Below are 23714 nucleotides of genomic sequence, written 5' to 3'. Positions count from 1 at the left end.
CCAGAAGACAACAAGAAATCGCTCACGGTTGCCGCCGGGACCTATTTCTATGAAATCTAACAGGCGCCGGTATTGCCTGTCCATGAAGCCATCGCGGTTTCGGCTGCTCGGCCAGGCCGCAGAACCCGCAAACGTGCGCCCCTCCAACCGGTAATGCATCTTAGCGGCCGGTCATGCGATCACTATATCGCGGCCTTTTCGTCCATCTCGATTCTTTATGGCGATTTTCGTATGTTGCAAACACTATCATCCATGTCTGCTTCTCAAAAGTGAGCAGGCCTTGCGACAGCGATTACTCAACGTCCGACAAACAGGCTCGGCTCGCGCGACTCCTGGCCGACGCCAGCCGCCTAATCCCACGCAGCTCCAGTAACTAGATCAATATGGTGACGTCATGGCTCCCTCTCGTGCCACTCCCGTAGGCGACCGCATCGTTGAACCGATGATTGCGTTTGCAGGCTGCTCCAAGCAGCATCGAATCCTCGTAGCCGGGTCCAGGGCCGTCGAGCTGATGTTGGAGCTGCATCGCCGCGGCTATGCTCGCGCGGCCGCCACGGCAAACTGCGGCCATCCGGCCGGCCAATACGGCGTAGCGTTGGTTGACTGGCGGCGGCGCACGTTCAAAACCCTGGAGGTCGCGCTTGATTGGCTGGTGGAGTTCTTGAGCCCCACCGGTGTGCTGGTGGTCTGGGTTGATCCTCAAAAGGCCTCGGCTAACGAAACCCTTCGCCTTTCGCTGGAAGGGCGCGGATTTGTCGTTGAGGACGGTACGGTCCATGAATGCGGCTGCGCCGTTTTGGCGCGCCGACGCGAAATGAACCCGATCCGCAAAGCCGCATAACCTGCCGTTATCCTCCTGTGGCTAGACGGGCGGCCCGGCCGCCTGTGCCATCGCGAAAACGTGTTAGGCATGGGCCGGCCGTAAGAAGAGGCGGCCCCGTCGTACTCGAAATCGTGGGTTCCATGAGGCTGCTGTCGCGGCGGCTGTCATGCACAGGAGAATGCCAAATGGCGATCATGGAAACTAAACCGCCCATTCCGCGTGCGATTCTCGTCGGCGTCCAGATCCCGGGTGTCGATGACGTCGCGCATGCCGCGAGCATCGAAGAGTTGGGCCGCCTGGTGATGACGCTCGGCTACGAGGTCGCCGGAACATTATCGCAGAAGCGAGACGCGATCGACGGCGGGACGGTGCTCGGCAAGGGGCGGCTTGAGGAACTCGCGGCGATTACCGGCGGGACGGGCGTCGTCGGCTCGATGGCATTACCCCGGAAGTCAAAGGCGCGCGAGCGCTTCGAAGTCGCCGACGGGAAGAAGTCGAACGCCGCGCAGATCGAGCCTGATCTGAAGGCGCCGCCGAATCCGGAGTTCGTGATCGTCGATCATGACATCTCGCCGAGCCAAGCACGCAACCTCGAGCGTGCGACCGGCGCGCAAGTACTTGATCGAACCGGAGTGATCGTGGAGATTTTCCATCGTCATGCGCATAGCCGCGAGGCGAAGTTGCAGGTTGAGATGGCGCGGTTGAAGTACATCGCGCCACGCCTGCGGGAATCGTCGGCGGGCGGCGAGCGGCAGCAGGGCTACGGCGCGGGCGAGTCCGATCTCGAACTGGATCGACGCAAGATCCGCGATCGCCTCGCGGAGCTGAAGGAGCAGTTGGGGGATATCCAGCGAGACAATGACGAGCGCCGTTCGGCTCGTCGCGATCAGCTCCGGGTCGCACTGGTCGGGTACACGAACGCAGGCAAGTCATCGCTCATGCGAGCGCTGACGGGTAGCGAGGTACTGGTCGCGGACAAGCTCTTCGCGACGCTTGACACGACAGTGCGCGCTCTGCAGCCCGCGGCAAAGCCGCGCGTTCTCATTTCCGACACGGTCGGGTTCATCAAGAAACTGCCGCACGATCTCGTTGCGTCATTTCGATCCACGCTCGCCGAAGCGCTGGAAGCATCGCTGCTGCTGTTCGTCGTCGACGCGTCCGATCCCACGCACGAATCGCAGCTAGAGGTGAGCCGGAACGTGCTGCGCGAGATCGGCGCGGACGTCGTCCCGTCGCGCCTGCTCCTCAACAAGATCGATCACGTGAGCCAGGCGGATCGTGCCGCCCTCCGCGCAAAGCACCCCGACGCAATCCTCCTCTCCGCGAAGTCATCCGAGGACGTGGCCGTGCTTCGCGAGACGATTGTCGCGTTTTTTGAAGCTGCGATGGTGGAGGACCAATTAGTGTTGCCGTACGCGAAACAAGGGTTGCTCAGCGATGTGTATGAGAACATGCGCGTGCTCTCCGAGGAGTACGACATCACGGGCCGGATCATGAAGGTGCGCGGTTTGCCCGGCGCGATCGCCCGCCTGCAAAGAACCCTCGCCGCGTCGTGAGTTCGAGGCCGATCGGTTGGCTACAAATACGGGTTTTGGACAAAAGTCGCCGGTGCTAAGTCGACACAACGACACGGGCGGCAGGCGCAGCGGCTCGCCGGCTGCGCGCCACGAGCAGGAGATGGGTGGCGCGATCCATGAACTCCTGGCGTGAGGCATGCGCCTCCTCAAGCCGCTCTAGTTCATCGGCAAGCTGACCATCGTCTGGCGGCGAGACGGGATTCCACCGGGAATCCGGCATGAAACGACTGTGAAAGAGGTCGAGGCCGCGCAAATCTTCGATGTCGAAACAGCCGGCAAAATGGTCTTGCAATTCGGCCGCAGTAAACAGGTGAAAGCCGAATGCCATATGTCGGCCATCGCTGAGGTCGATTTCACACCGATCCCTGACGTGATCTTGTTTCAATCGGCGGACTTTCTCGATCGAGTCTACAAAGGCCGTTGGAGTGCTGCCAATCGGACGGACCGTCGTTATGCAATATCCCGACGTGACGCGTGCCATCTCTTTTGAGATTTCCGGCAAGCGCGTAACAGGCAGATGGCTGAGCGCGCTGTACAGGCAAAGAGTCAGATCGACGGAGGCATCGGGTTCCGGAAACCGGTCCGCAAGGTCTGCGACGTCGAATGTGAGATTCACTCCGGGAAGGCTGGAAGGATTTCGGGCCGCCAACCGCGCCTGTTGTATTTGCGTTTGTGCGATGTCGAATCCACGCGCGGTAATGCCGCTGAATCCGAGCGCATGTGCGCGTATGACCAGTCGGCGCAGCCATGTACCGGGTCCGCAACCCGCATCGAGGAGCCTGACCGAGCTTGCACCGGAAGCCCGCAGGTCGGTTAGTTTCTTCTCCAATACGGCCCAGACGCAGCGATCCGCGTAAGCGTGCATTCCGTCAAAGGCAAATGGCTGCGAAGGGTCGCCATCGGCATAGGAGACATAATCGTCACCAGCTTGGTTGTAGATTTCCGCAACATCATTCACTGCCTCATTATCAACTGCCAGGACAGAATGCCCAACTGGATGTGAGACGGGCAAATTTGACGCCCATTTCCGCGTAGGGATTGAATCGTGGTCAAACATGTGAGGCCTGCCAGACACGAGGTATCTTAAGTTTCCATTCTTGCGGCTCATAGGGCTGAAGAGCCGGCCGACACGCAGAAGATGCGCCGGGGGCTATATGAAGTCGAGACTGATTGCCGTTGCCATTCATAAGCGCGTCATATGCGGCAATGACGGTTCGCGCCGCCGGACCACGGTCTCGAACAGCTTTCACAACAGATCGCAGTCACGGAAGCGGCCATGCCTATTCTTGGCGGCACGCATGATCTGGCAGAGCTACCGCCTGCGCTCTAAGTTTCCCGGCTATATTGCTCGTACAGTTTGGCGGCGTTGTCCCAGCGAATAGCTTCCATGTAGACGTCGACGTAGCGCGCGGCCGCCGCACCGTAGTCCATGTGATAGGCGTGCTCGTACATATCGAGCACCAGGACCGGACGACCGCCTGCAAGCGTCGTGGTGTGATCGGCAGCCCATTGGTTGACAAGCCGCTTGTCGCGAGGTGAGTACGCGAGGATCACCCAACCCGAACCACCGCCTTCGGCCTTGCCCATCGCTGCGAACTCGGATCGCCAGCGCTCCATACTGCCGAAATCACGCGCGATGGCGTCAGCAAGGGGTCCACTGGCTCTTGCGCCACCACCAAGCCCATCAAAATAGATTTCGTGGAGGATCATCGAATTTGAGGCGACTAGTTCCTCACGCTTCAATCCGTTGATGACGAAATTCGGAGCCTTGGCGAAATCAAGCTCTGCCAGTTGGGTGCCAATCGCATTAAGGCGCTTCACCGCGCCGACATAGTTGTTCTCATAGTGGCTAACGAGCACCTTTTCCGAGATGCCCGTGATGGCTTTCGGATCGAAGGGCATCGGTTTGGCTTGATAAGGCATCGCTTTAGCTGCGGCCTGCGGGTTGCCCTGAGCAAGCGCCCGTGTTCCGGCAAGCACAGCCGTCGATGCTGCGGCAGCACTTACGGCCTTGAGAAAGTTTCGGCGTTCGGTGGTCATGGTCATCGGACTCTCCACGTGTTGATTGCCCCCGCATGGTAGAAGCCGCCCGCGCAGTTCATGGCACGACGGCTCGGCTCTCCGCAGGCGCGGAGAACCGGATGCTGGCGGAAAAACGCACAGCGGTAGTGAAAAGTGGCAAAAGCGGTCGATCGCGAATTTCCATTTAAGCCAGATCCAGATCGCTTCGGGGCAAGACCTGCATTCACGAGAGATGACCTCAGCGCCCTCTCGCGCCAAGGCCATCTCGCGGCCAGATACTCAATCTGTCAGCTGACCGTTCCAGATCGCGATCAACATCGATCTACGACCGTCCATCAACCGCACACCTGATGGGGTTGGAGGTGCCAGCCATGCTTGGTGTGCACGCGTCGCCGGACCACGTAGCAACTGCCGTCGTCGGCGTATGAATCGCTGGAGGCATACGGATAATAGCCATACGGATAGTCGTAAGCGTAGTCGTCATAGTAGCCGTACGGGTAGAAGCCGAAGCCGAAACGTCGTCGCCCGAAGTCGCGATCATGAAATCCACGGCCGCGGAATTCACCGCCACGAAATCCACCTCCGTGGAAACCGCCGCCATCATGGAATCCGCCGGCCATGCCGCCACCATGGAAGCCGCCAGCTATGCCGCCGCCATGGAAACCGCCTCCTCCGAAGCCGCCACCACCAAAGCCGCCACCATGGAAACCGCCACCGCCCATGCCGCCGCCGTGAAAACCGCCACCGCCGCCGCCAAAGCCACCGCCGCCCATGCCGCCCCCGTGGCCGCCTCCACCGCCGCCACCGCCACCGCCACCACCACGAGCCAACGCCATCGTTGGCGACACCAGGCCAACGGACGCAACTGCCAATAACGCGATCATTGTCTTACGCAACATAACCATTCTCCGTCACAGATTTATCGTTCCCAACCAGGACCGGGCTTTGCAGGTAGGAATCGTTTTGGAAAATCGCTACCAGCTTCGACGACTCCGTTACTCAACTCTCCGCGAGCCACGCCTGATTAAATTTAAATTCATTGAACGAGTTGTTCGCGGGGCGCGCGCGCGGCGCGGCGGAAGCGCGCCCGCACTGTTGCAGATGTAGCTTGATTTGGAATCTCGTAGCCAACATCTGCTGAAATTGAACGACAGCGATTTCGCCTTCAGTCTCCATGCCGTGATTCTAGGAGTTCTCTCGGACCATCTGGGGCTGGACCGCCGTTGTCAGTGGTGGGACGCCCTTGGTGCTTGCCACCACCGGTGTCTCCTCCGAAAGGCCGGCGGTCACCTCGATGCGACCGTTATCGATGAGACCCGTCTTGACGGTGAGGCGTGTGATCCGATTGTCGGCGATTGTGTACACGAAGTTGCCGTCGCCATCCGTACCTACAGCAGCGCCAGGCAGAGTAAGCGCATCGGGATGCCGGTTCATTTCCAGGGAGACCTCCGCATACGTACCCGGATAAAGCTGTTCCTTGGGGTTGGGCAGATCGATCTCGGTACGCATGTTGCGGGTCTCGGGATCAAGACGCAGGGAAAAGCGGGTTACCTTGCCGATGAACGGCTTACCGTCGAAGCCGGACGGCTTGACGATGGCCGGATCGCCGACGTGAAGGTGGGGTACGTCGTTCTCCGGAACGTCGCAAAACACCCGGATCGTGTCGATTCGCTGCACCGTGAAAAGTGAACCTGCCGACGGCGTCGTTCGCGTGGCCGTGGCGGCCTGGACCAGATCACCCCGGTTCACCTGGCGCCGGGCCACTACGCCATCGAAGGGCGCCACGATCTGCGTATAGGTGAGCAGCGTCTTGATCTTCTCAACCGTCGCGGCGGCGACGTCGACCTGGTTGGCGGCGAGGTCGCGGTTCGCTTCCGCAACGCCGAGATCCGCCTTGGCGATCTCCGCATTGGCGTGCACCTGATCGAGCGTCCGGTCGCTGATGAAGCCCCGTCCCTCGCCCAACTGGTCCCGGTCCTTCGCCAAGGCGTTCTGAAGCGCAAAGTCCGCCTTGTTGTGGTCCAGTTGGCGGCGCGCGCTCTCCAGCGAACTTTTCTTGGATTCGAGTTGGGCCTTGGCTTCGGCAAGCTCCTGCTTCATTTCGGGAACATCGATCACCGCGAGCACTTGACCTGCCTTGACGTGATCGCCGATATCGACGCGAACATCGGACAGGTATCCGGAGACCTTGGCGAAGAGATCTGTTTCCTCAAAAGCTTCGAGGGTGGCGTTGGTCTGGAGACGCTGGGCCACCGTGGCGCGGCGCGGACGAACAACTTCGACCCGCGGCAGGTTATCCGGCTTCCACGGACTCACAAGCGATGGCGATGGCGATGCTGCCAAATGCCAATTGGCAACAATGCCAGCCGCGCCGACGCCGATGATGCCTGCCAAGACCTTGATGCCCGTTAGACTCATGAAATTCATGGTGTTGCGCCTTTAGATTCCGTTTTTGGCTGCTCGTTTATTCCGCCGCCCGGTCATAGTATTCGGTGGGTCTGTCGCCACGATCCGACACCGAGGCGGGCCGCGGCTCCGGCTCGAAATATCGGCTATGGGGGTCGTCAGGATCGAGCGACGCGGAAATCGGGGCATGCCGCGACTGCAGCGTGGCCAGGATCGCCGGCAGGATGATGAGCGTGGCGCAAGTCGCGCCGAGAAGACCGCCGATCACCGCCCGCCCAAGCGGCGCGCTTTGCTCTCCGCCTTCGCCCAGGCCCAGTGCCATTGGCATCATCCCGGCCAGCATCGCAAAACTTGTCATCAGGATCGGACGCAGACGGCTTCGTGCGCCTTCTATTGCAGCCTCCCATGGCTCGCGGCCCTCGATCCGGCTGCGCTCGGCGAAAGTCACGAGCAGGATGGCGTTTGCCACCGCCACGCCGATCGCCATGATCGCGCCCATGAAGGATTGAATGTTGAGCGTGGTCCGGGTGAGCCACAGCATAAGCACGACCCCGGCGATGACGGCGGGAACCGTCGACCCCACCGCCAGGGAAAGCCGGAACGATTGGAAATTGGCGGTCAGCAGCAGGAGGATGACACCCACCGCCATCAAGAGCCCCAGCCGCAGGCCTCCGAACATCTCTGCCATCGGCTGGACTTGCCCGCGCACGGTCACGTTCACCCGATCGGGCGGCTTTCCCGTATCTTTGATAGCCTGCTGCACGCGGGCTGCCGCGCGTCCGAGATCCTCGCCCGAGATGTTTGCGCTCAGCGTCAGCATGCGCTGCATGTTGTAGCGGTCATATTCGCCGAGCGCTGTGCTGTCGGTAACGCCGGCAACATTGCGGAGGTCGATCTGTCCGCCCGACCGGCGAGCGATGGGCAGGTTCTTCACCTCCTCCAGGGAATTCATCTGGTGCTCGGGGATCTCGACCTGCACCTGATAACCAATGCCGCTCTTGGGATCGGCCCAATAGTTCGCCGAGGTGTAGCGACTGGATGATGTGCCCGCGACGACCGATTTCGCCACGTCATCCGCCGTCACCCCCAATACGCCCGCTCGCTCGCGGTCTACATTGACCTTCACGGTCGGGTAATCGAGTTCCTGCTCAAATCCGAGGTCGCGCAGCGTCGGCACCTGTGCCAATTTCGCTCGCAACTTATCGGCATATTGGCGGCTATCGGCGAGGTTCGGCCCGCTCACGGCCACTTCGATCGGTGTCGGCGCGCCGAAGCTCATCACTCGGCTGACGATGTCGCTTGGCTCGAATGAGAAGCGCACACCCGGCAGTTCCTGGGGCAATTTCCGCCGCAGCCGCTCCTTCAAATCCTCGATGCCGATCCCGGCGCCGCGCTTGAGCTGCACCTGCAGCACCGCCTCCTCGGAGCCGGAACTCCAGAGATAAATGGTATTGATGGGGTAATTGGGCGGCTGCGTTCCGACAAAACCGAGGCTGATTTCCACGTTATCCGGCCCGACCTCGCGCTTGATCGCGTCGAGTGTCTTCAGCGCGATCTGCTCGGTCCGCTCGATGCGCGTCCCGGCGGGAGCCCGGAGATGCAATTGGAGCTGGCCGGTATCCACGCTCGGAAAAATCTCGGTGCCGAGCGAACTGCCGACCACGAAAATGATTGCGCCGCTGATGATGAGATAGGAAAGCACGACGATGCGCCGTCGTTTCATGACGGCGCGCGCGAACCGATCGTACCTGGCACGCAGTCGATCGAAAAACGTTTCTTGCGGCTGGTGCGTGCTTGAATTGCGCAGCATCCAGACGGACAGCACCGGCACAAAGGTACTGGAAAGCAGATACGATCCCACCATCGAGAAGCCAACTGCCAAGGCCAGCGGCACGAACAAATTGTGTGCGGCGCCAGTCATGAAGAAGGCGGGAATGAACACCGCCAGAATGCAGAGCATGGCCACGAACCGGGGCAGCGTCGTCTCGGCCGTGGCCTCGCTCGCGGCACGGGCAAGGCTGCGGCCATCAGCAAGACGCGTGTGGATATTCTCGATGGTGACTGTCGCCTCGTCGACCAGGATGCCGACAGCCAACGCCAACCCGCCCAGGGTCATGATGTTGATGGTCTGACCCGATACCCAGAGCGCTGTCACCGACCCGAGGATCGCGAGCGGAATGTTCAAGACCACGACGAGCGAACTGCGCCAATCCCGCAGAAACAGCAGCACCATAAGGCCCGTGAGCACGGCGCCGAGAGCGCCTTCGACGAACAGGCCCTGGATGGCGCGCGTCACGTAGGGGGACTGGTCGAACTGGTAACTGACCTCAACATCGTCCGGCAGCACGGATTGGAAGCGTGGCAAGCTGGCTTTGACGGCTTGGACGACCGCGAGCGTCGAGGCGTCCGCCCGTTTGGTTACGGGGATGTAGACCGTGCGATGTCCATCTACCAGCGCGTAGCCGGTCTGGATGTCGGCGCCGTCTTCGACCGATCCGACGTCGCGTATGAAGATCGTCTGCGTTCCGTGCGAGCGGATGGGAATGTTGTTCAGGCCCTTGAAATCCCCGACAACGGAGTTGATCGGCACCATTGGCATGAGGTCGCCGATGCGGACATTACCTGATGGGCTGACCGTATTACCGGCACCCAACGCCTGGACCACCTCGTCCGGCGACATGTTGTAGGAACGCAGCTTGTCGGGATCCAGGCGAACGAGGATGGTGCGCTGGCTGGAGCCGAAGGGCGGCGGTGCCGAGACGCCTGGCAAGGTGGCGAACAATGGGCGCACCTTGAAGAGCGCCGCGTCCTGGAGCTCGGCGACTGTTTTTGTCTTGCTGGAGAAGACGAGATCGCCGACCGGGACGCTGCCACCGTCGAACCGCATCACGAAAGGCGGCACGGTTCCGGTGGGCATGAAGGCGCGGGCACGATCGACGTAGCCGACCGTCTCCGCCGTGGCCTGCGCCATGTTGGTGCCGGGATGGAATTGGAGCTTGATCAGCCCTACGCCCTGGATCGATTTGCTTTCGACATGCTCGATGCCGGTGATGTAGAGGAAGTGGTACTCGTAATAGTTGACGATGAACCCTTCCATCTGCGCGGGGTCCATGCCGCCGTACGGCTGGGCCACATACAGGACGGGCACCCCGAGATCTGGGAAGATGTCCCGAGACATCCGATCGACCGCCAGAAAACCCGCCAATGCAACGGCTATCACCATCGTCAAAAGCGAGATCGGGCGTCGCAGTGCGAACGAAACCAGGTTCATCGTGACGCCTCAGCCGGTTTCGCCGGGCCGAGCGCGTCCCGACGGCACCATCGGAAACTGACGAAACATTTCAGAGAAATGCGGCTCATATGTCCGTCCCAACGCTCAGCCCCCGAGGTCCAACGACCTCGTCGGTGAGCAGAACTTGGACGGCGAACCGTCTTAGAAGGCCGGGGGTCTGCAGGCCCCGACGGTAGATGACGATCCAACATCGCAATCAAATGCGGTCGCCTCAAGTAAATTAACTTTCAGTTTTGGCAAGCCTTATCCGCACGAATTTGTGATGTCGTCAAAGTATGGGCCTCCGTTCCGTAGAATGCTGTATTCCGACGGAATGCTGGAAAGGTAGAGGCCCCAACGCCTTCGCAAAGCATCCTTTCTCGGCCATTCATCAATAAATCTCATGATCCAAGTCGTGTTTGACTTGGAACGATAGGGTTTCGTTTTCCGACTATGATGCGGTTTCCTATGGAAAGTGAGCTGATGCGCCGCTTGCCACCGCTGAACGCGCTGAAAGCCTTCGAAGCCGCGGCTCGGAGTGAGAGCTTCACGCGCGCGGCCGAGGAATTGATCGTCACCCCCCAAAAGGAGACCCAATTTGGACGCGGGCCCGCCGGTGCCTGTGGGCCGATGCCGCTACTTCCCTCAAGATTTCGGTAAGCGATTTAGTGGAATGGTCAAACAGAAGCTCCATCTGTTGTTTTGCAAACAACGACGGAGAAAACATGAAACTCACGACAATAGCATTAGCCTCTGCGTTCGCGCTCTCCGGTACGTTCGCGCTTGCAAAAACGGTTCGTCATAAGCCGAGCGTCAGGACCTATGACTTGCACAGGGGTATACCGCTCGGCAGATCAGGTTTTTTGAATCCGAACTACGGCAATCCAGACGGTGCAACCAGCGTGTCCGCGGGCGGATTGATGTGGAACGGAAGGAGCGCGTCCGAGTGGGGCGGCGGCTAGGGGACCCGGGCAATTCAGCGCGTGAGCTGACCCTGCAAAACCGGCCCTTGAGCCTCGCCCTTGGTTCGGGTGCGGAGGTCAGGCCGGCAACACTAACCGCAAAGGCTATTCGCGCCGCGTGGTATCAGGATCTTCAGTCAACGTGATTGCTAACCCCGTCAGGGTCGCTCCGATACCGAAGGTTATCGCGCATGTGCCCACGAACATTAGCATAACGGCATCTGGAGCTGGGCTGTAACTGATCAAGGTCGCGATGCCCAACGCGGTGACGTGAGTGACGAGAAACGCGAAGGTGAGACCGACGGCAACGCCCATCGCCGTGTGGCTGGTAGCCTCCATGAGTAGCGAAGGCTTGATCAATGCAGACCGCTTCTTGGGGCGCACAAGCCTGACCTCCGGCATGTCGTGTTTGTTTGCTGGCAACTGCAGTCGAAGCGTGAATTGTCTGGCTAGATCAATTCGACCGCTGCGCTATTATTGAGCGCCTGGACCTGATCGCAGCGAGGATTCTCGTTTCAGTGAAAACATGCCCCAGTGCGAATAGCTGATCCATTCATCATGATCGTTCATGTCATCGGCTCCTTGTGTATCATTCATGATCTGCACAACGGTCAGACAATGTTTAGATAATGGCCAACCGCACCGTTCCCATTAAAACTTTCTTTAGTTCAGCCTTGGACACCAGCAGCGCTCAGCCGACCATCGAAGCTGTCGAGCGCGAACCGGCTTGGTCCACCAAGGTTCGCTTGGGTCCGAGCGCTGGCACAGCACGCTTGACCTGCACGAGTGCTGCCCCATTCCCTTCTTCACCGTCAGTCGCGTTCGAGGATCTTGGCGCCCGGGTAGACTCCGCGGGCGTACGCAACGACCAGCGCGCGGTCCTGTGCCTCCAAGAACGGAGTCCGGATCTGACACGATCCGACGATGAGGTGCCACAAACCGTTAAGCTTCTGGATGGTGACGTTCATGATAGTGCTTCACATTCGCGAGCATCTGACCGAGCCGATGCCTTAGCCGCATCAGCGTGTGCGGCTTTCTCAGCTCGCCGCTCATAGTCCTCAGCAAGCGCCTTAAGCTGACCCGCAACGTGTTGGTCGGTCATTGTTTGGGCCGCCCGAAGTATGGTCCGCGCCGTGTCCAAATATGCTTTGCTCAGCATTTCGCCTCCGCAATCCCGGTTCGAACGGCATAACGCCGTCGAACTACAACCAATCACAGAGAGACGGATCGGACCATTGCACAGACGTTCATCAGTGCCTTACAAATGTTTGAGACGATGATACTTAGGTTTACGATTGACCACCTGCACGCCTCGCACCTTCGTTCAAAGTGCAGCTGATACCGGTCGGCGTGCGCGATGCTGCAGAAATCGAAGCGAGTATCACTTCATTCGCACGCGAACCGAATGGCGGGCTCCTTGTGCTCCCCGGTCCCGTAGCCACACTGCATCGCAACTCGGTTATTGCCATGGCAGCGCAGCACCGTCTGCCGGCCGTTTATCCGTATCGCTTTTTCGTGACGAATGGTGGTCTCATATCGTACGGCGTTGATCTGCCATCAATACAGACAAGCGGCATCGTATGTTGATCGAGTTTTGAAGGGAGCCAGGCCAGGCGATCTGCCGGTCCAGCTTCCGACAACATTCCAGTTGGTGATCAATCTCAAAACCGCAAAGACGCTTGGCTTTGCTCTGTCAGCGACGCTCGTGGCCCGCGCCGATGAGGTGATCGAGTGATCGGCGATGTCCGTTTATGGCTGCCGGGGAATCACGGTGACAGTCCACCGAAATTGCCGGTCTCACTTACGGGGTGCAGCCGGAAGGGTGGATTAGCGTCGGCGTAATCCGCCGCCAGGGACGCAGGGTTGTCGGCTTACGCCGGAGCCTGTCATCGGGCGCGCATCGCGCGGATCCGTTGGGTTCAATCGGCCGCACGGCTCTTCAGGGTCGGACCAAGCGAGTTTTTCCTATTTTGCGCTTGCAACGGATACAAGTCCGCTGTATTTAACCAATAGGTTTTCAACTAGTGAGTTGAATATATGCCCTCAGACCCGCTTAGCTCGACGTTATTTGCTCTCTCCGATCCAACGCGCCGAGGACTCCTTGCCCGTTTGGCGACCGGCGACGCAAACGTGACTGACCTCGCCGAGCCCTATGACATGAGCCTTGCGGCGATCTCAAAGCATCTCAAGGTGCTCGAAACGGCAGGCCTGATTTCGCGTGGTCGAGATGCTCAGTGGCGCCCGTGCCACCTTGAAGCCGGTCCACTTCGCGGCGTCGTCGAATGGCTCGAAAGCTACCGACGTTTCTGGGACCGAAGCCTCGACAGCTTGGGTGAATATTTGACGTCAATGCAACGGCAAGGCTCCGAAGACGAAGGAAGCTAGCGCTGACAATTGCAAGCCTGCAGATAGAAATCAAAAAGGAATATCTCCGTGACATCCATAATTGACGCCAGTTCGCTCGATGAGCCCGTTGTCATCGTCACCCGCATGTTCAATGCATCACGCGCCCTCGTTTGGGATGCGATCACGGATCCCAGGCACGTTGCGCATTGGTATGGCGGCCCGGGGTTCACAAATCCGGTATGCGAGATGGACCTGCGGCCAGGCGGCATCTGGCGACACGTCATGCAGGCTCCCAACGGAGCACAGTTCTCGATCAACAGCGTATTTCTGGAAGTAGTCAAACCGGAACGGCTCGTATGGAAGACGATCAAGGATGAGAACCGCAAGCCGGCTCCGCCGACGGCGATCAGCACGGTCACGCTTGAAGAGCACGGCAATCAGACAAAGTGGACCCTCGTCGCGCGCTTCGATTCGATCGCCGAGCGGGACATCTCCGCCGGCATGGGCTTCGGCAAGATGATCGGCATGGGCGCGGACCGTATCGCAGAATATCTCAAAGCGATGTGACGTCGCGGAAACCAGGATCTTTTCATCACGCACGATTAATCAACCCAAAGGCAATTGCATGACAACGAAATCTGAAACTGCGACGGGTACAAGATCGATGATCTGGATTGGCTGGATCATGAGCGGCATCGTGGTGGTGTTTCTCCTGTTCGATGGCACCACGAAGCTGATGATGATCACTCCAGTGGTGGATGCGACCACCGGAATTGGCTATCCGGTGGGCGTCATACGACCCCTTGGGATCGTCTGCCTCGCCTGCGCTATTCTGTACGCGATACCCCGAACCTCCATTTTTGGCGCGATCCTTCTGACGGGTTTTCTAGGCGGCGCGGTCGCAAGCAAAGTACGGCTGGAGGATCCGCTCTTTAGCCAGGTCCTCTTCGGAGTCTATGTCGGCATTCTCGCTTGGGGCGGCCTCTATTTGCGCGATGGCAGGCTGCGTGCCCTGATTCCCTTGCGTCGCGGTCCGGCATCATGAGCCTTGGTTCCGAAGGCGTGCGAAGGGTAATCTCCAGGGACGGCACGGCCATCGCCTTCGAAAGGTCGGGGGCAGGGCCCGTGATCATCCTCGTAGATGGCGCCCTGTGTAGCCGATCTTTCGGGCCCACCCCGAAATTAGCGCCACTCCTTGCAAGGCACTTCACGGTATTCACCTACGACCGTCGCGGCCGCGGTGAGAGCGCCGATACTGCGCCCTACGAGAAAGAGCGTGAGGTCGAAGATATCGATGCCCTCATAAGGGAGGCTGGTGGATCGGCGTTCGTACTGGGCCTGTCCTCTGGAGCGGCTCTTGCCCTCCTGGCGGCCGCAAGCGGTCTCAACATCACGAAGCTTGCGCTCTACGAACCGCCGTTTATGGTTGACAAGGAAGCCCATAAGCCACCGGTGGATCACGAGGCGCGCCTTAAGCAGTTGATCTGCGCGGATCGCCGAAGCGACGCGGTTAAGTTCTTCATGAGAGATGTTGTAGGCATGCCTGCAGTATTCGCCGCTGCAATGCCCTTGATGTTTCCCGTTTGGTCAAAACTGAAGGCCGTCGCGCATACACTTCCCTACGATGCGGCTGTCATGGGCGACTATGCCTTGCCGGCGGAGCGGATCGCATCAGTAACGATTCCGACGCTGGTAATGGATGGCGAGAAGACTGATGTGAGGCTCCGCCGCGCGGTACAGGCCACGGCCGGTGTTCTTCGCAATGCGCAGCACCTTACCCTGAAAGGTCAGACTCACAACGTTTCCGCTACGTCCCTCGCGCCCGTATTGGTGAAGTTTCTCGGCGGCTGAACCGCTCGGCGCGCCGATTGCCGGGCCAACACGCAGTGTGCTTTAACCACAGAGGACCAAGCGGCATTTTCTCGCCACGGCGCGTTGCGCCAAACAGCTAATTTCGTGAACCGGATCAACGTGATTTGCCCTGTCCAGACCCATCGCAAAAAATAAATCCCTTCGCGTTTCCCCCAAATCAGAACCATAACTCCCGCCGTCTCATCCCTCACGAGGGGGCGTTGGCCATCGTCACGAACGTTGGGATGGGATGCGGTGGACGCGGCAGCGTCGGGCGCGCTTGGGATCGCAGGGCGGTTCTTCCGTGAGCGATCGAGGCGCGCAGGACGAACGGCGCCAAAGCCCGTGGAGCCTTTTGGCGAAGACGGGCGGCTGCGTACGGCAAAACCGTGTGGTCCTGACACCCGTTGCTGGTGTCAAGTCGGCGGAGGTTTTGAAGGCCCAACCGGGTTCAGCAGAACCGCCAATTCGCCGACGACGGTGACAAGACGAATTCGTCGCCGGGGAGAGCGCGGCATAAGCCGTAAAACCATTGTGCAGGGAATGCCGGGATGCTCCGACTGTACCTGTATGCTCGTGTGCGTTTCTTCGCACAATTTTGCACACGAGACCGCGGGTGCAGCAAGCACCCGGTGTTCCCTGCGCCCTCTTCTTGATGGGCGAAGAATTTTCAACGGCTCGGGCGCATTGCGCCGCGAGGGCGCGGACTCATATTTATGCACCGTCATTGCGAGCGCAGCGAAGCAATCCATCTCGCCCAGCAAAGAAAGAATGGATTGCTTCGCGGAGCCTGTCATCGGGCGGCGCTTTGCGCCGACCCGGTGGCTCGCAATGACGTGGAGAGTCAGTACCACCCTCTGCCGTCCTCGCCGCGCGGAAAGAACCGAAAAGCCGCCGCGTACTGGATACCCCGCTTGCGCGGGGTATGAGAGCACCGCACGTGTGAAGGGCGACCTGGCCGGAGAACGGCCCTCCCCCTACACAAGTCTGCGATCCCCCATCTGGATCGGGCCGCTGCCATGGGCTAGTGTTTTATCCAACCGGTTAAAAAGCCGGCATATCGAGGGAGAACAACGTGAGATCCAAGGGATTAGGTGCGCTTTCAATCGCGATCGCCGCTGCCGGGCTGTTATATGCCGCAGCGCCCGCGTTCGCCCAGCAAAAGACGATCACCGTCTGGTTCGGCAAGGGCTTCTACAAGTCCGAGGACGACGCGCTGCTGGAGGCGATCAAGAAATTCGAGGCCAAGACCGGCATCAAGGTCGAATTGTCGCAATACGCGATTCAGGACATGATTCCGAAGACGGTGGCGGCGCTGGATTCGGGCACTGTACCCGATGTCGCCTATTCCGACAGCTACGACGTGCAGGCGCAAGGCAAATGGGCGTTCGAGGGCAGGCTCGAGGATCTCTCCGACATCCTGCTGCCGATGAAGTCGGCGTTTGCGCCGAACACGCTGGAGACCGCGCTGCTCTATAACGACGTCACCAAGAAGAAGGCCTATTACGGCTTCCCGCTGAAGCAGCAGAGCATGCACGTCCAGATCTGGCAGGACATGCTGGAGCAGGCCGGCTTCAAGCAAAGCGACATTCCGACCAAATGGGAAGACTACTGGTCGTTCTGGTGCGACAAGGTGCAGCCCGCGATCCGCAAGGCCACGGGTAGCCGCATCTATGCCGTCGGCCAGCCGATGGGCGTGGAATCGACCGATTCGTTCCAGTCGTTCTACACGTTCATGGACGCCTACAACGTCAAGCTCGTCGACGATGACGGCAAGCTTTTGGTTGACGACCCCAAGGTGCGGGACAATTTGATCCACGCGCTGAAGGACTACACCGACACCTATGTCCGCGGCTGCACGCCGCCCTCCTCCACCACCTGGAAGGACCCGGACAACAACGTCGCGTTCCACAACAGAACCATCGTGATGACGCACAACTTCACGATCTCGATCGCGGCGAAATGGCTCGACGACGCCAACAATCCGGCGCTGACCCCCGAACAGCGCGCCGCCGGCAAGAAGGCGTATGAGGAAACCATCATCACCGCCTCGTTCCCCAACAAGCCGGACGGCACGCCGATCAAATACCGCTCCGACGTCAAGACCGGGCTGATCTTCGCCAACGCCAAGAACAAGGCGGAGGGCAAGGAATTCGTCAAATACCTGCTGCAGGAAGAGAACGTCCGGCCCTATATCGAGGGCGCGCTCGGCCGCTGGTTCCCGGTGACGACCGCAAGCCAGCAGAGCCCGTTCTGGCAGGCTGACCGGCATCGCAAGGCGGTCTATACTCAGTTCACGGGCGGCACCACACCGTTCGACTTCACCAAGAACTGGAAGTTCACGATCCTGAACAACGAGAACGTCTGGGCCAAGGCGATGAACCGGGTGGTGAGCGAGAAGGTGCCGGTCGACAAGGCCGTCGACGAGCTGATCGCCCGCATCAAGCAGGTCGCGGGGTAGGAGCAAACCATGCCGACCGCCGGTCGCGTATTTTCTCGTCGTCCCTGCGAACGCAGGGACCCATACGCCGCGGCGGTCGTTTTGAAAGATGCTGGTCGATGGCTTTCGCGCAGCAACAGCGGCCTGTGGTTATGGGTCCCTGCTTTCGCAGGGACGACAGCGTAGCCGCGGCCGGCATCTCGTTCTAAGAGTAGACCCATGGCGATCACGCTCTCAGCATCCGACCTCCCAAGCCCGCCGCTGTCGGCGCGGCTGACCACGCCGCAGGTCTGGGGCATCGTGCTGCTCGCGCCCTATATCCTCGTGTTCCTGGCGTTCGTGGTCTATCCCGTCGGCTATGGCCTGTGGCTGGCGCGGCACCCCGAGAGCTATGTCGCGCTCTATCATGATCCGATTTTTGCGCGCGCCGCGGTCAATACGCTGATCTTCCTCGTCATCGGCATCAATTTCAAAATGCTGGTGGCGCTGTTCCTGTCCGGCTTCTTCGTGCAGTCGCGTTCCTGGATCAAATGGCTGTCGGTGCTGTTCATCCTGCCCTGGGCGGTGCCGTCGATCCCGACCATCCTGTCGGTGCGCTTCATGCTCAATCCCGAATGGGGCGTGATCAACCAGCTGATCTTCAAATTCACCGGCGAGGATGGCCCGAACTGGCTGAACGACCCGACGGTGGCGCTGACGATGGCGATCGGCATGCACATCTGGAAGTCGCTGCCGTTCTGGACCCTGATCCTGATGACCGGACGGCTTGCGATCTCCCACGATCTGTTCGAGGCGGCCGATGTCGACGGCGCCAGCTGGTGGCAGAAATTCCGCTTCATCACCTGGCCGTCGATGCAGATGCTCTACATCACCTGCACGCTGCTTTCGATGATCTGGACGCTGGGTGATTTCAACAGCGTCTATCTGCTCACCGGCGGCGGACCGGCCGATCTCACGCACGTGCTGTCGACGCTCGGCATCCGCTACCTCCGGCTCGACCAGCTCAGTCTGGCGATGGCGTCGATCGTCTGCGCACTGCCGTTCGTGCTGCCGCTGGTCTATTTCATGATGAAACGGCTTTCGCGATGAAGTTGCCCACGCTCAGAGAAGTCGGCACCGAAGCAAAGCTGCTCTTGATCGGCATCCCCGTGTTCATCTGGACCATGGTGCCGATCTACCACATGTTCCTGTTCGCGATCTCGCCGAAGGAGGATGCATTCTCCGGCAAACTCTGGCCGGCGCATCCGACGCTGCATAATTTCCACATCGTGTTTTACCAGGAACATTATTTCCTGCGCGATTTCTGGATCCAGTTCTGGAATTCGGTGGTGATCGCAGTCGCCACCGGGGCGCTGACGCTATTCATCGCAACCGCGGCGGCGTTTTCGATCTCGCGACTGAAAGTGCCCGGCGGCCGGGCCGTTATGAATCTGGCGCTGTTCACCTACTTCATTCCCGCCGCCTTCCTCGCGGTGCCGATGTACCGGACCATGGGCAATTACGGCCTGTTGAACAATCACTGGTCGCTGATTCTGGCGATGGTGACGATCGCTTCGCCCTACGCGATCTGGGTGTTGAAGCAGGCCTCGGACAAGCTGCCGGTGGAACTGGACGAGGCCGCGACCATGGACGGCGCCACCACGCTGCAACTGTTCCGGCTGGTCTATGTGCCCTTGATGATGCCGTCGCTGGTCGCGGTCGGCACCTACGCAATCCTGCTCGCCTGGAACGAATATCTCTACGCGTTCCTGCTGCTGTCGAAAGATACCGACATCACGCTCCCGGTCGCGCTCGGCAATTTCCTCGCCGCCGACGATTCGCCGTGGGAACTGCTGATGACCACGGGCTTCATCTACGCGCTGCCGCCGGCCGCGATCTACTACGCGTTCAAGCGCTATATGGTGGGCGGCTTGACCGCGGGCGCGGTGAAATCCTGAGCAATGGACCTGGGTTGAACCCGTCATCCGCGCACAACGACCCATATGTGCTTGCGCGATCTCGGGGAACGTTCGGCCATGCGGACCAACGACGCGATCCATCTGGGCCTGATGCTGTTGGCGTTCGCCGCCGCCTATCTGGTGCCGTTCGAACTCTTGCTGCTGGCCTATGTCGTGCTCGGCCCGGCGCACTATTTCACCGAAATCTCGTGGCTGCACGATCGCAGCTATTTCCTGCCCCATCGCGGCATCGCCGTGGCGCTCGCCGTGGTCGCCGCCGGCGCGACGCTGATCGACGACGCCTCATGGTTCGGTTTTGCGATGTGGGCGGCGCTGGTGGTCTGCGCGATGCTCGCGGCCGCGACCTCCGCCGCCGAGGGCACGTTGATTTTCATGGCGGCGATCGCGTTATCGGCAATCATGGTTTCGAGCGGATCGTCGCTCGCCGTCCTCGGCATCCTGATTCCGACGCTGATCCATGTATCGCTGTTCACGCTGGTGTTCATGACGCTCGGCGCCTGGCGCTCCCGGAGCCGGACGCAAGTAGCACTGGTCGTTGTCTATCTGATCGCGATTGCGGTGATCCTGCTGGCGCCGCCAACAGCGGAGATCCGGATCGCGAGCTTTGCGCAGGCCGCCAGGGATTATTTCGGCAATGTCGGCCCGGCGTTGAGCCGGCTGTTCGGCATTCCCGGCGTGAGGCTCGATACTCGGCTCACGAGCCTGCTCGCCTTCGTCTACACCTATCACTACCTCAACTGGTTCATCAAAGCCGACGTGATCCGCTGGGCCGATATTTCCCGGGCGCGGCTGGCGTTGGTGATCGCGGCGAGCGCCGGTTCGACCGCGCTGTATTTCTACGACTACGCGTTCGGCTTCACCTTCCTGCTGGCGCTGAGCCTGGTCCATATTCTGCTGGAGTTTCCGCTCGACAGTCTGGCCTTGCGGCAACTCGGCGCGGCCGCATGGAGCGGACTGCACGGCAGCGGCGCCGCCGCCGCGCCGGTAAAGACCCGTTCCAGCGCTGCGCGCACCAAAGCTTCACAGCGAACCGGGAGATCGTAAGTGCGCAGCAACAAGCAGCGCGAACACCCGGGGCGGCGTATGGGTCAAAATGCCGAAAGCAAACTGCATCGAAGTTCCGTCAATCGTTCACAGCGGCGCCGCGCTCTCGCCCTGCCCGCTCGACAATTTCGAGGCAAAGGACGCCACCACGATCACCACCGCGATCAGGGCAATCACCATGGTGCATATGGCGTTGATCTCCGGCTTCACCCCGAGCCGCACCTCGGAATAGATCCGGATCGGCAGCGTCGCCGAGCCAGGGCCGGTGGTGAAGCTTGCGATCACGACGTCGTCGAGCGACAGCGTGAACGCCAGCATCCAGCCGGCCGCGATCGCCGGGATGATCAGCGGCAAGGTCACGAACAGAAACGCGCGCACCGGATCGCAGCCGAGATCCATCGCGGCTTCCTCCAGGCTGCGATCGAGCGAGGTGAGCCGCGACTGCACCACTACGGTGACGAAGCACATGGTCAGCGTGGTATGCGCAGTCGTCACGGTCCAGAACCCGCGCTCGGCGTCGAGCGCGACGAACAGCAGCAGCAGCGACAGCCCGGAAATCACTTCGGGCATCACCAGCGGCGAATACAGCATGCCGGAGAACAGCGCCCTGCCCTTGAAGCGCTCGCCGCGCGCCAGCCCGACGGCCGCGAGCGTGCCGAGCAACGTCGCCAGCGTGGCCGACACCGCGGCGACCCGGAGGCTCATCCAGGCCGCGTCCAGCATGGCGCGGTCGTTGAAGAATTCATGATACCAGCGCAGCGACCAGCCGCCCCACACCGTGACCAGCCGGGAAGCGTTGAACGAATAGATCACGAGGATGACGATCGGCAGGTACAGAAACGCCAGCCCCAGCGCCAGCGAGGTAATGTTGAACCGCGATATCCTGTTCACCTTGCCCGCCATCAGCCCGCGCCTTCCAGTTGGCGGCGCTGCAGCCGGTCATATAGCAGAAGCGGCGGCACCAACAGCGCCAGCAGCGCAATCGCTGTGGCCGCAGCCACCGGCCAGTCCCGGTTGGTGAAGAATTCCAGCCACAGCGTCTGGCCGATCATCATCGAATTGGAGCCGGCCAAAAGATCAGGGATCACGAATTCGCCGACGATCGGAATGAAACACAACAGCGCGCCGGCACCGACGCCCGGCAGCGACAGCGGAAACGTCACCAACCAGAACGCCTGCCGCGGCGGGGCGCCGAGATCGCTGGCCGCTTCCAGCAACGCAGCATCCATCTTGGCGAGCGTGGCATAGAGCGGCAGGATCATGAACGGCAGATAGGAATAGACGATGCCGAGATACATTGCGCTGTCGGTCGACAGCCACACTATTGGCGTGGAGACGATATGCAGCGCCAGCAGGATTTTGTTGAGCAGGCCGTCATGCTGCAAAATGTTGATCCAGGCATAGATCCTGATCAGGAACGAGGTCCAGAACGGCACGATCACCAGCATCATCGCCACGCTCTGCCAGCGCTGCGGCAACCGCGCCATGCCATAGGCGATGGGATAGCCGATTGCGAGCAGGATCACCGTCGACGTCACAGCGACGACGAGGCTGCGCAAATAAGACAGGATGTAGAGATTGTCGGAAATCAAAAGCTTGAAATTATCCGGCGACAACTCGCCGAAGGCGGCCTTGATCGCAGCCAATCCCTCGGTGAGATCGAACACCGGCGTGTAAGGCGGCTGCGCGATCGCGGTCTGCGACAGGCTGATTTTCAGGACGAAGCCGAATGGCACCAGGAAGAACAGCACCATCCAGACACAGGGCGCGATCGCGGCAAAGCGCGCCGGACGGGCAAAGATGCGGCGCGCGCTCATTGCTCCAGCACCACGCAATCGTCGGGCGTGAACCAGGCCACCACCCGCTGGCTCGCGCTATAGGCATCGATGTCGAGCCGCGCGGTGTTGGCCATCGACGAGCGCACCACCGCGCCGGTTTCGAGCCTGACCTTGTAGGTCGTGAGCCCACCGAGATAGCTGACCTCAATGACCACACCCTCCAGCCGGTTGATCGCATGCGATGTGCCCGCATCCGACACCGGGCCGCGGCGCGACAATTTTACTTTCTCGGGGCGGATCGCGACGCTGACGATGGTCTTGGTGACCGGCTGGCGTGGCTCGGCGACCGTGATCGTGCCGGCATCGCGCGTCGCAATCGTCAGGCGGTTATTGTCGCGCGAGGAGACCTCGCCGTCGAACAGATTGACGTCGCCGACGAACTCGGCGACCCAGCGCGAATGCGGCGCCTCATAGAGCTCGCGCGGAGTTGCGACCTGTTCGAGACGGCCGGCGTCCATCACGCCGATCCGGTTCGCCATCGTCATCGCCTCTTCCTGATCGTGGGTGACGATGATGAAGGTGGTGCCGAGGCGCCGCTGCAGGTCCATCAATTCGGCTTGCGTGCTTTCGCGCAGCTTCTTGTCGAGTGCCGCGAGCGGCTCGTCGAGCAGCAGCACCTGCGGGCGGCGCGCCAGCGACCGCGCCAGCGCCACGCGCTGTTTCTGGCCGCCGGAGAGCTGGTCCGGCTTGCGTTTCTCGAGCCCGTCGAGCTTGACGAGGGAAACCATTTCCGCGACGCGGGTCGCGATATCGGCGCCCGCCATACGAGCGCGCTTGAGGCCGAACGCGATATTGTCCCGCACCGAAAGATGCGGAAACAGCGCGTAGTTCTGGAACATCATGTTGACCGGGCGCTCGTGCGGCAGCACCTGCGCGATGTCCTTGCCGTCGAGCAGGATGTGGCCCTCATCCGGCGTCTCGAACCCGGCGAGCATGCGCAAGAGCGTGGTCTTGCCGCAACCGCTCGGGCCGAGCAGTGCGAAAAACTCTCCGGCGCGGATATCGAGCGACAGCCGGTCCACCGCGCGGAAGGAGCCGAACTTTTTCCCGACCCCCTCGATGCGCAGCAGCGGAATGTCGACGGCAGCCGGCGACGGCGCGGGCCCGACCGGCTCCGCGGCCGTTTCGATTTTCGCTACTTCCTCAGCCATACCCTACTAGTACACGGCGGGCGGG

General features: G+C 60.6%; 21 protein-coding genes and 1 pseudogene. 13 read left to right on the top strand and 9 right to left on the bottom strand.

Features of this window, described 5'->3' with window-relative positions; all coding sequences use genetic code 11:
• The first annotated feature begins 442 nt into the window (after positions 1-442).
• Together V1289_RS29305 and hflX are read left to right on the top strand one after the other, a co-directional pair.
• A complete protein-coding gene (locus V1289_RS29305; protein ID WP_334401065.1) occupies positions 443-841 on the top strand; it encodes a hypothetical protein in 399 nt (132 codons plus the stop codon).
• Positions 842-1008: 167 nt separating this feature from the next.
• Entirely contained in the window at positions 1009-2379 is a 1371-nt protein-coding gene (gene hflX, locus V1289_RS29300) for a GTPase HflX (protein WP_334401063.1), read from the top strand.
• A gap of 55 nt (positions 2380-2434) precedes the next feature.
• Here hflX and V1289_RS29295 read toward each other — a convergent pair whose 3' ends face one another.
• Both V1289_RS29295 and V1289_RS29290 read right to left on the bottom strand, forming a co-directional pair.
• A complete protein-coding gene (locus tag V1289_RS29295; RefSeq protein WP_334401061.1) occupies positions 2435-3358 on the bottom strand; it encodes a class I SAM-dependent methyltransferase in 924 nt (307 codons plus the stop codon).
• A 368-nt stretch (positions 3359-3726) separates the two neighbouring features.
• Positions 3727-4446, bottom strand: coding sequence for a superoxide dismutase (locus V1289_RS29290; protein ID WP_334401059.1), 720 nt, complete (start codon positions 4444-4446; stop codon positions 3727-3729).
• Positions 4447-4961: 515 nt separating this feature from the next.
• On the opposite strand from V1289_RS29290, the gene V1289_RS29285 reads away from it, so the two are divergent.
• The gene (locus V1289_RS29285; protein ID WP_334401057.1) at positions 4962-5297 is read left to right on the top strand and encodes a hypothetical protein; all 336 of its coding nucleotides are present in this window, start codon (positions 4962-4964) and stop codon (positions 5295-5297) included.
• A gap of 310 nt (positions 5298-5607) precedes the next feature.
• On the opposite strand, the gene V1289_RS29280 is transcribed toward V1289_RS29285, so the two are convergent.
• On the bottom strand, positions 5608-6816 hold the full coding sequence (locus V1289_RS29280; protein ID WP_334401055.1) for an efflux RND transporter periplasmic adaptor subunit: 1209 nt from the start codon (positions 6814-6816) through the stop codon (positions 5608-5610).
• Between the two features lie 70 nt (positions 6817-6886).
• A complete protein-coding gene (locus V1289_RS29275) occupies positions 6887-10099 on the bottom strand; it encodes an efflux RND transporter permease subunit (protein WP_334401053.1) in 3213 nt (1070 codons plus the stop codon).
• Positions 10100-10579: 480 nt separating this feature from the next.
• On the opposite strand from V1289_RS29275, the pseudogene V1289_RS29270 reads away from it, so the two are divergent.
• Positions 10580-10678, top strand: a pseudogene (locus V1289_RS29270) (LysR family transcriptional regulator); the annotation flags it as partial.
• A gap of 488 nt (positions 10679-11166) precedes the next feature.
• On the opposite strand, the gene V1289_RS29265 reads toward V1289_RS29270, so the two are convergent.
• Positions 11167-11421: a hypothetical protein gene (locus V1289_RS29265; RefSeq protein WP_334401051.1), complete on the bottom strand. Its 255-nt coding sequence runs from the start codon at positions 11419-11421 to the stop codon at positions 11167-11169.
• Positions 11422-11873: 452 nt separating this feature from the next.
• Entirely contained in the window at positions 11874-12029 is a 156-nt protein-coding gene (locus tag V1289_RS29260) for a hypothetical protein (protein ID WP_309179802.1), read from the bottom strand.
• 554 nt (positions 12030-12583) lie between these two features.
• Here V1289_RS29260 and V1289_RS49870 point away from each other — a divergent pair.
• The 9 genes from V1289_RS49870 (at position 12584) to V1289_RS29220 (ending at position 20700) form a co-directional block, all read left to right on the top strand.
• Positions 12584-12796 (top strand): ABC transporter substrate binding protein, encoded by a 213-nt coding sequence (locus V1289_RS49870; RefSeq protein ID WP_442896085.1) that lies wholly within the window; start codon positions 12584-12586, stop codon positions 12794-12796.
• A gap of 302 nt (positions 12797-13098) precedes the next feature.
• A complete protein-coding gene (locus V1289_RS29255; RefSeq protein ID WP_334401048.1) occupies positions 13099-13446 on the top strand; it encodes an ArsR/SmtB family transcription factor in 348 nt (115 codons plus the stop codon).
• A gap of 48 nt (positions 13447-13494) precedes the next feature.
• On the top strand, positions 13495-13974 hold the full coding sequence (locus V1289_RS29250) for an SRPBCC domain-containing protein (protein WP_334401046.1): 480 nt from the start codon (positions 13495-13497) through the stop codon (positions 13972-13974).
• 58 nt (positions 13975-14032) lie between these two features.
• Positions 14033-14452, top strand: a complete 420-nt coding sequence (locus tag V1289_RS29245; protein WP_334401044.1) for a DoxX family protein — start codon at positions 14033-14035, stop codon at positions 14450-14452.
• A gap of 80 nt (positions 14453-14532) precedes the next feature.
• A complete protein-coding gene (locus tag V1289_RS29240) occupies positions 14533-15258 on the top strand; it encodes an alpha/beta fold hydrolase (protein WP_334401042.1) in 726 nt (241 codons plus the stop codon).
• A 1075-nt stretch (positions 15259-16333) separates the two neighbouring features.
• Complete coding sequence (locus tag V1289_RS29235) at positions 16334-17719, top strand: ABC transporter substrate-binding protein (protein WP_334401040.1); 1386 nt, start codon at positions 16334-16336, stop codon at positions 17717-17719.
• A gap of 198 nt (positions 17720-17917) precedes the next feature.
• On the top strand, positions 17918-18787 hold the full coding sequence (locus V1289_RS29230) for a carbohydrate ABC transporter permease (RefSeq protein ID WP_334401038.1): 870 nt from the start codon (positions 17918-17920) through the stop codon (positions 18785-18787).
• Positions 18784-19635 (top strand): carbohydrate ABC transporter permease, encoded by an 852-nt coding sequence (locus tag V1289_RS29225; RefSeq protein WP_334401036.1) that lies wholly within the window; start codon positions 18784-18786, stop codon positions 19633-19635. Before V1289_RS29230 ends, V1289_RS29225 begins: the two co-directional genes overlap by 4 nt.
• 78 nt (positions 19636-19713) lie before the next feature.
• Positions 19714-20700 (top strand): hypothetical protein, encoded by a 987-nt coding sequence (locus V1289_RS29220; protein WP_334401034.1) that lies wholly within the window; start codon positions 19714-19716, stop codon positions 20698-20700.
• A gap of 87 nt (positions 20701-20787) precedes the next feature.
• On the opposite strand, the gene V1289_RS29215 is transcribed toward V1289_RS29220, so the two are convergent.
• The 3 genes from V1289_RS29215 to V1289_RS29205 are packed head-to-tail and all read right to left on the bottom strand — an operon-like array spanning position 20788 to position 23689.
• Positions 20788-21603, bottom strand: coding sequence for an ABC transporter permease (locus V1289_RS29215; RefSeq protein ID WP_334401032.1), 816 nt, complete (start codon positions 21601-21603; stop codon positions 20788-20790).
• Positions 21603-22517 carry an ABC transporter permease gene (locus V1289_RS29210; protein WP_334401030.1) on the bottom strand — a complete coding sequence of 305 codons (915 nt, stop codon included), beginning with the start codon at positions 22515-22517 and terminating at the stop codon, positions 21603-21605. The genes V1289_RS29215 and V1289_RS29210 overlap by 1 nt, the downstream gene beginning before the upstream one ends.
• Complete coding sequence (locus V1289_RS29205; RefSeq protein WP_334401028.1) at positions 22514-23689, bottom strand: ABC transporter ATP-binding protein; 1176 nt, start codon at positions 23687-23689, stop codon at positions 22514-22516. The genes V1289_RS29210 and V1289_RS29205 overlap by 4 nt, the downstream gene beginning before the upstream one ends.
• Positions 23690-23714: the final 25 nt, after the last annotated feature.

It is taken from the genome of Bradyrhizobium sp. AZCC 2289 (assembly GCF_036924615.1).
Taxonomy (GTDB): Bacteria; Pseudomonadota; Alphaproteobacteria; order Rhizobiales; family Xanthobacteraceae; genus Bradyrhizobium.
Note: the sequence above shows the minus strand (reverse complement) of the source record. Positions and strands in the feature narration are given on the sequence as shown.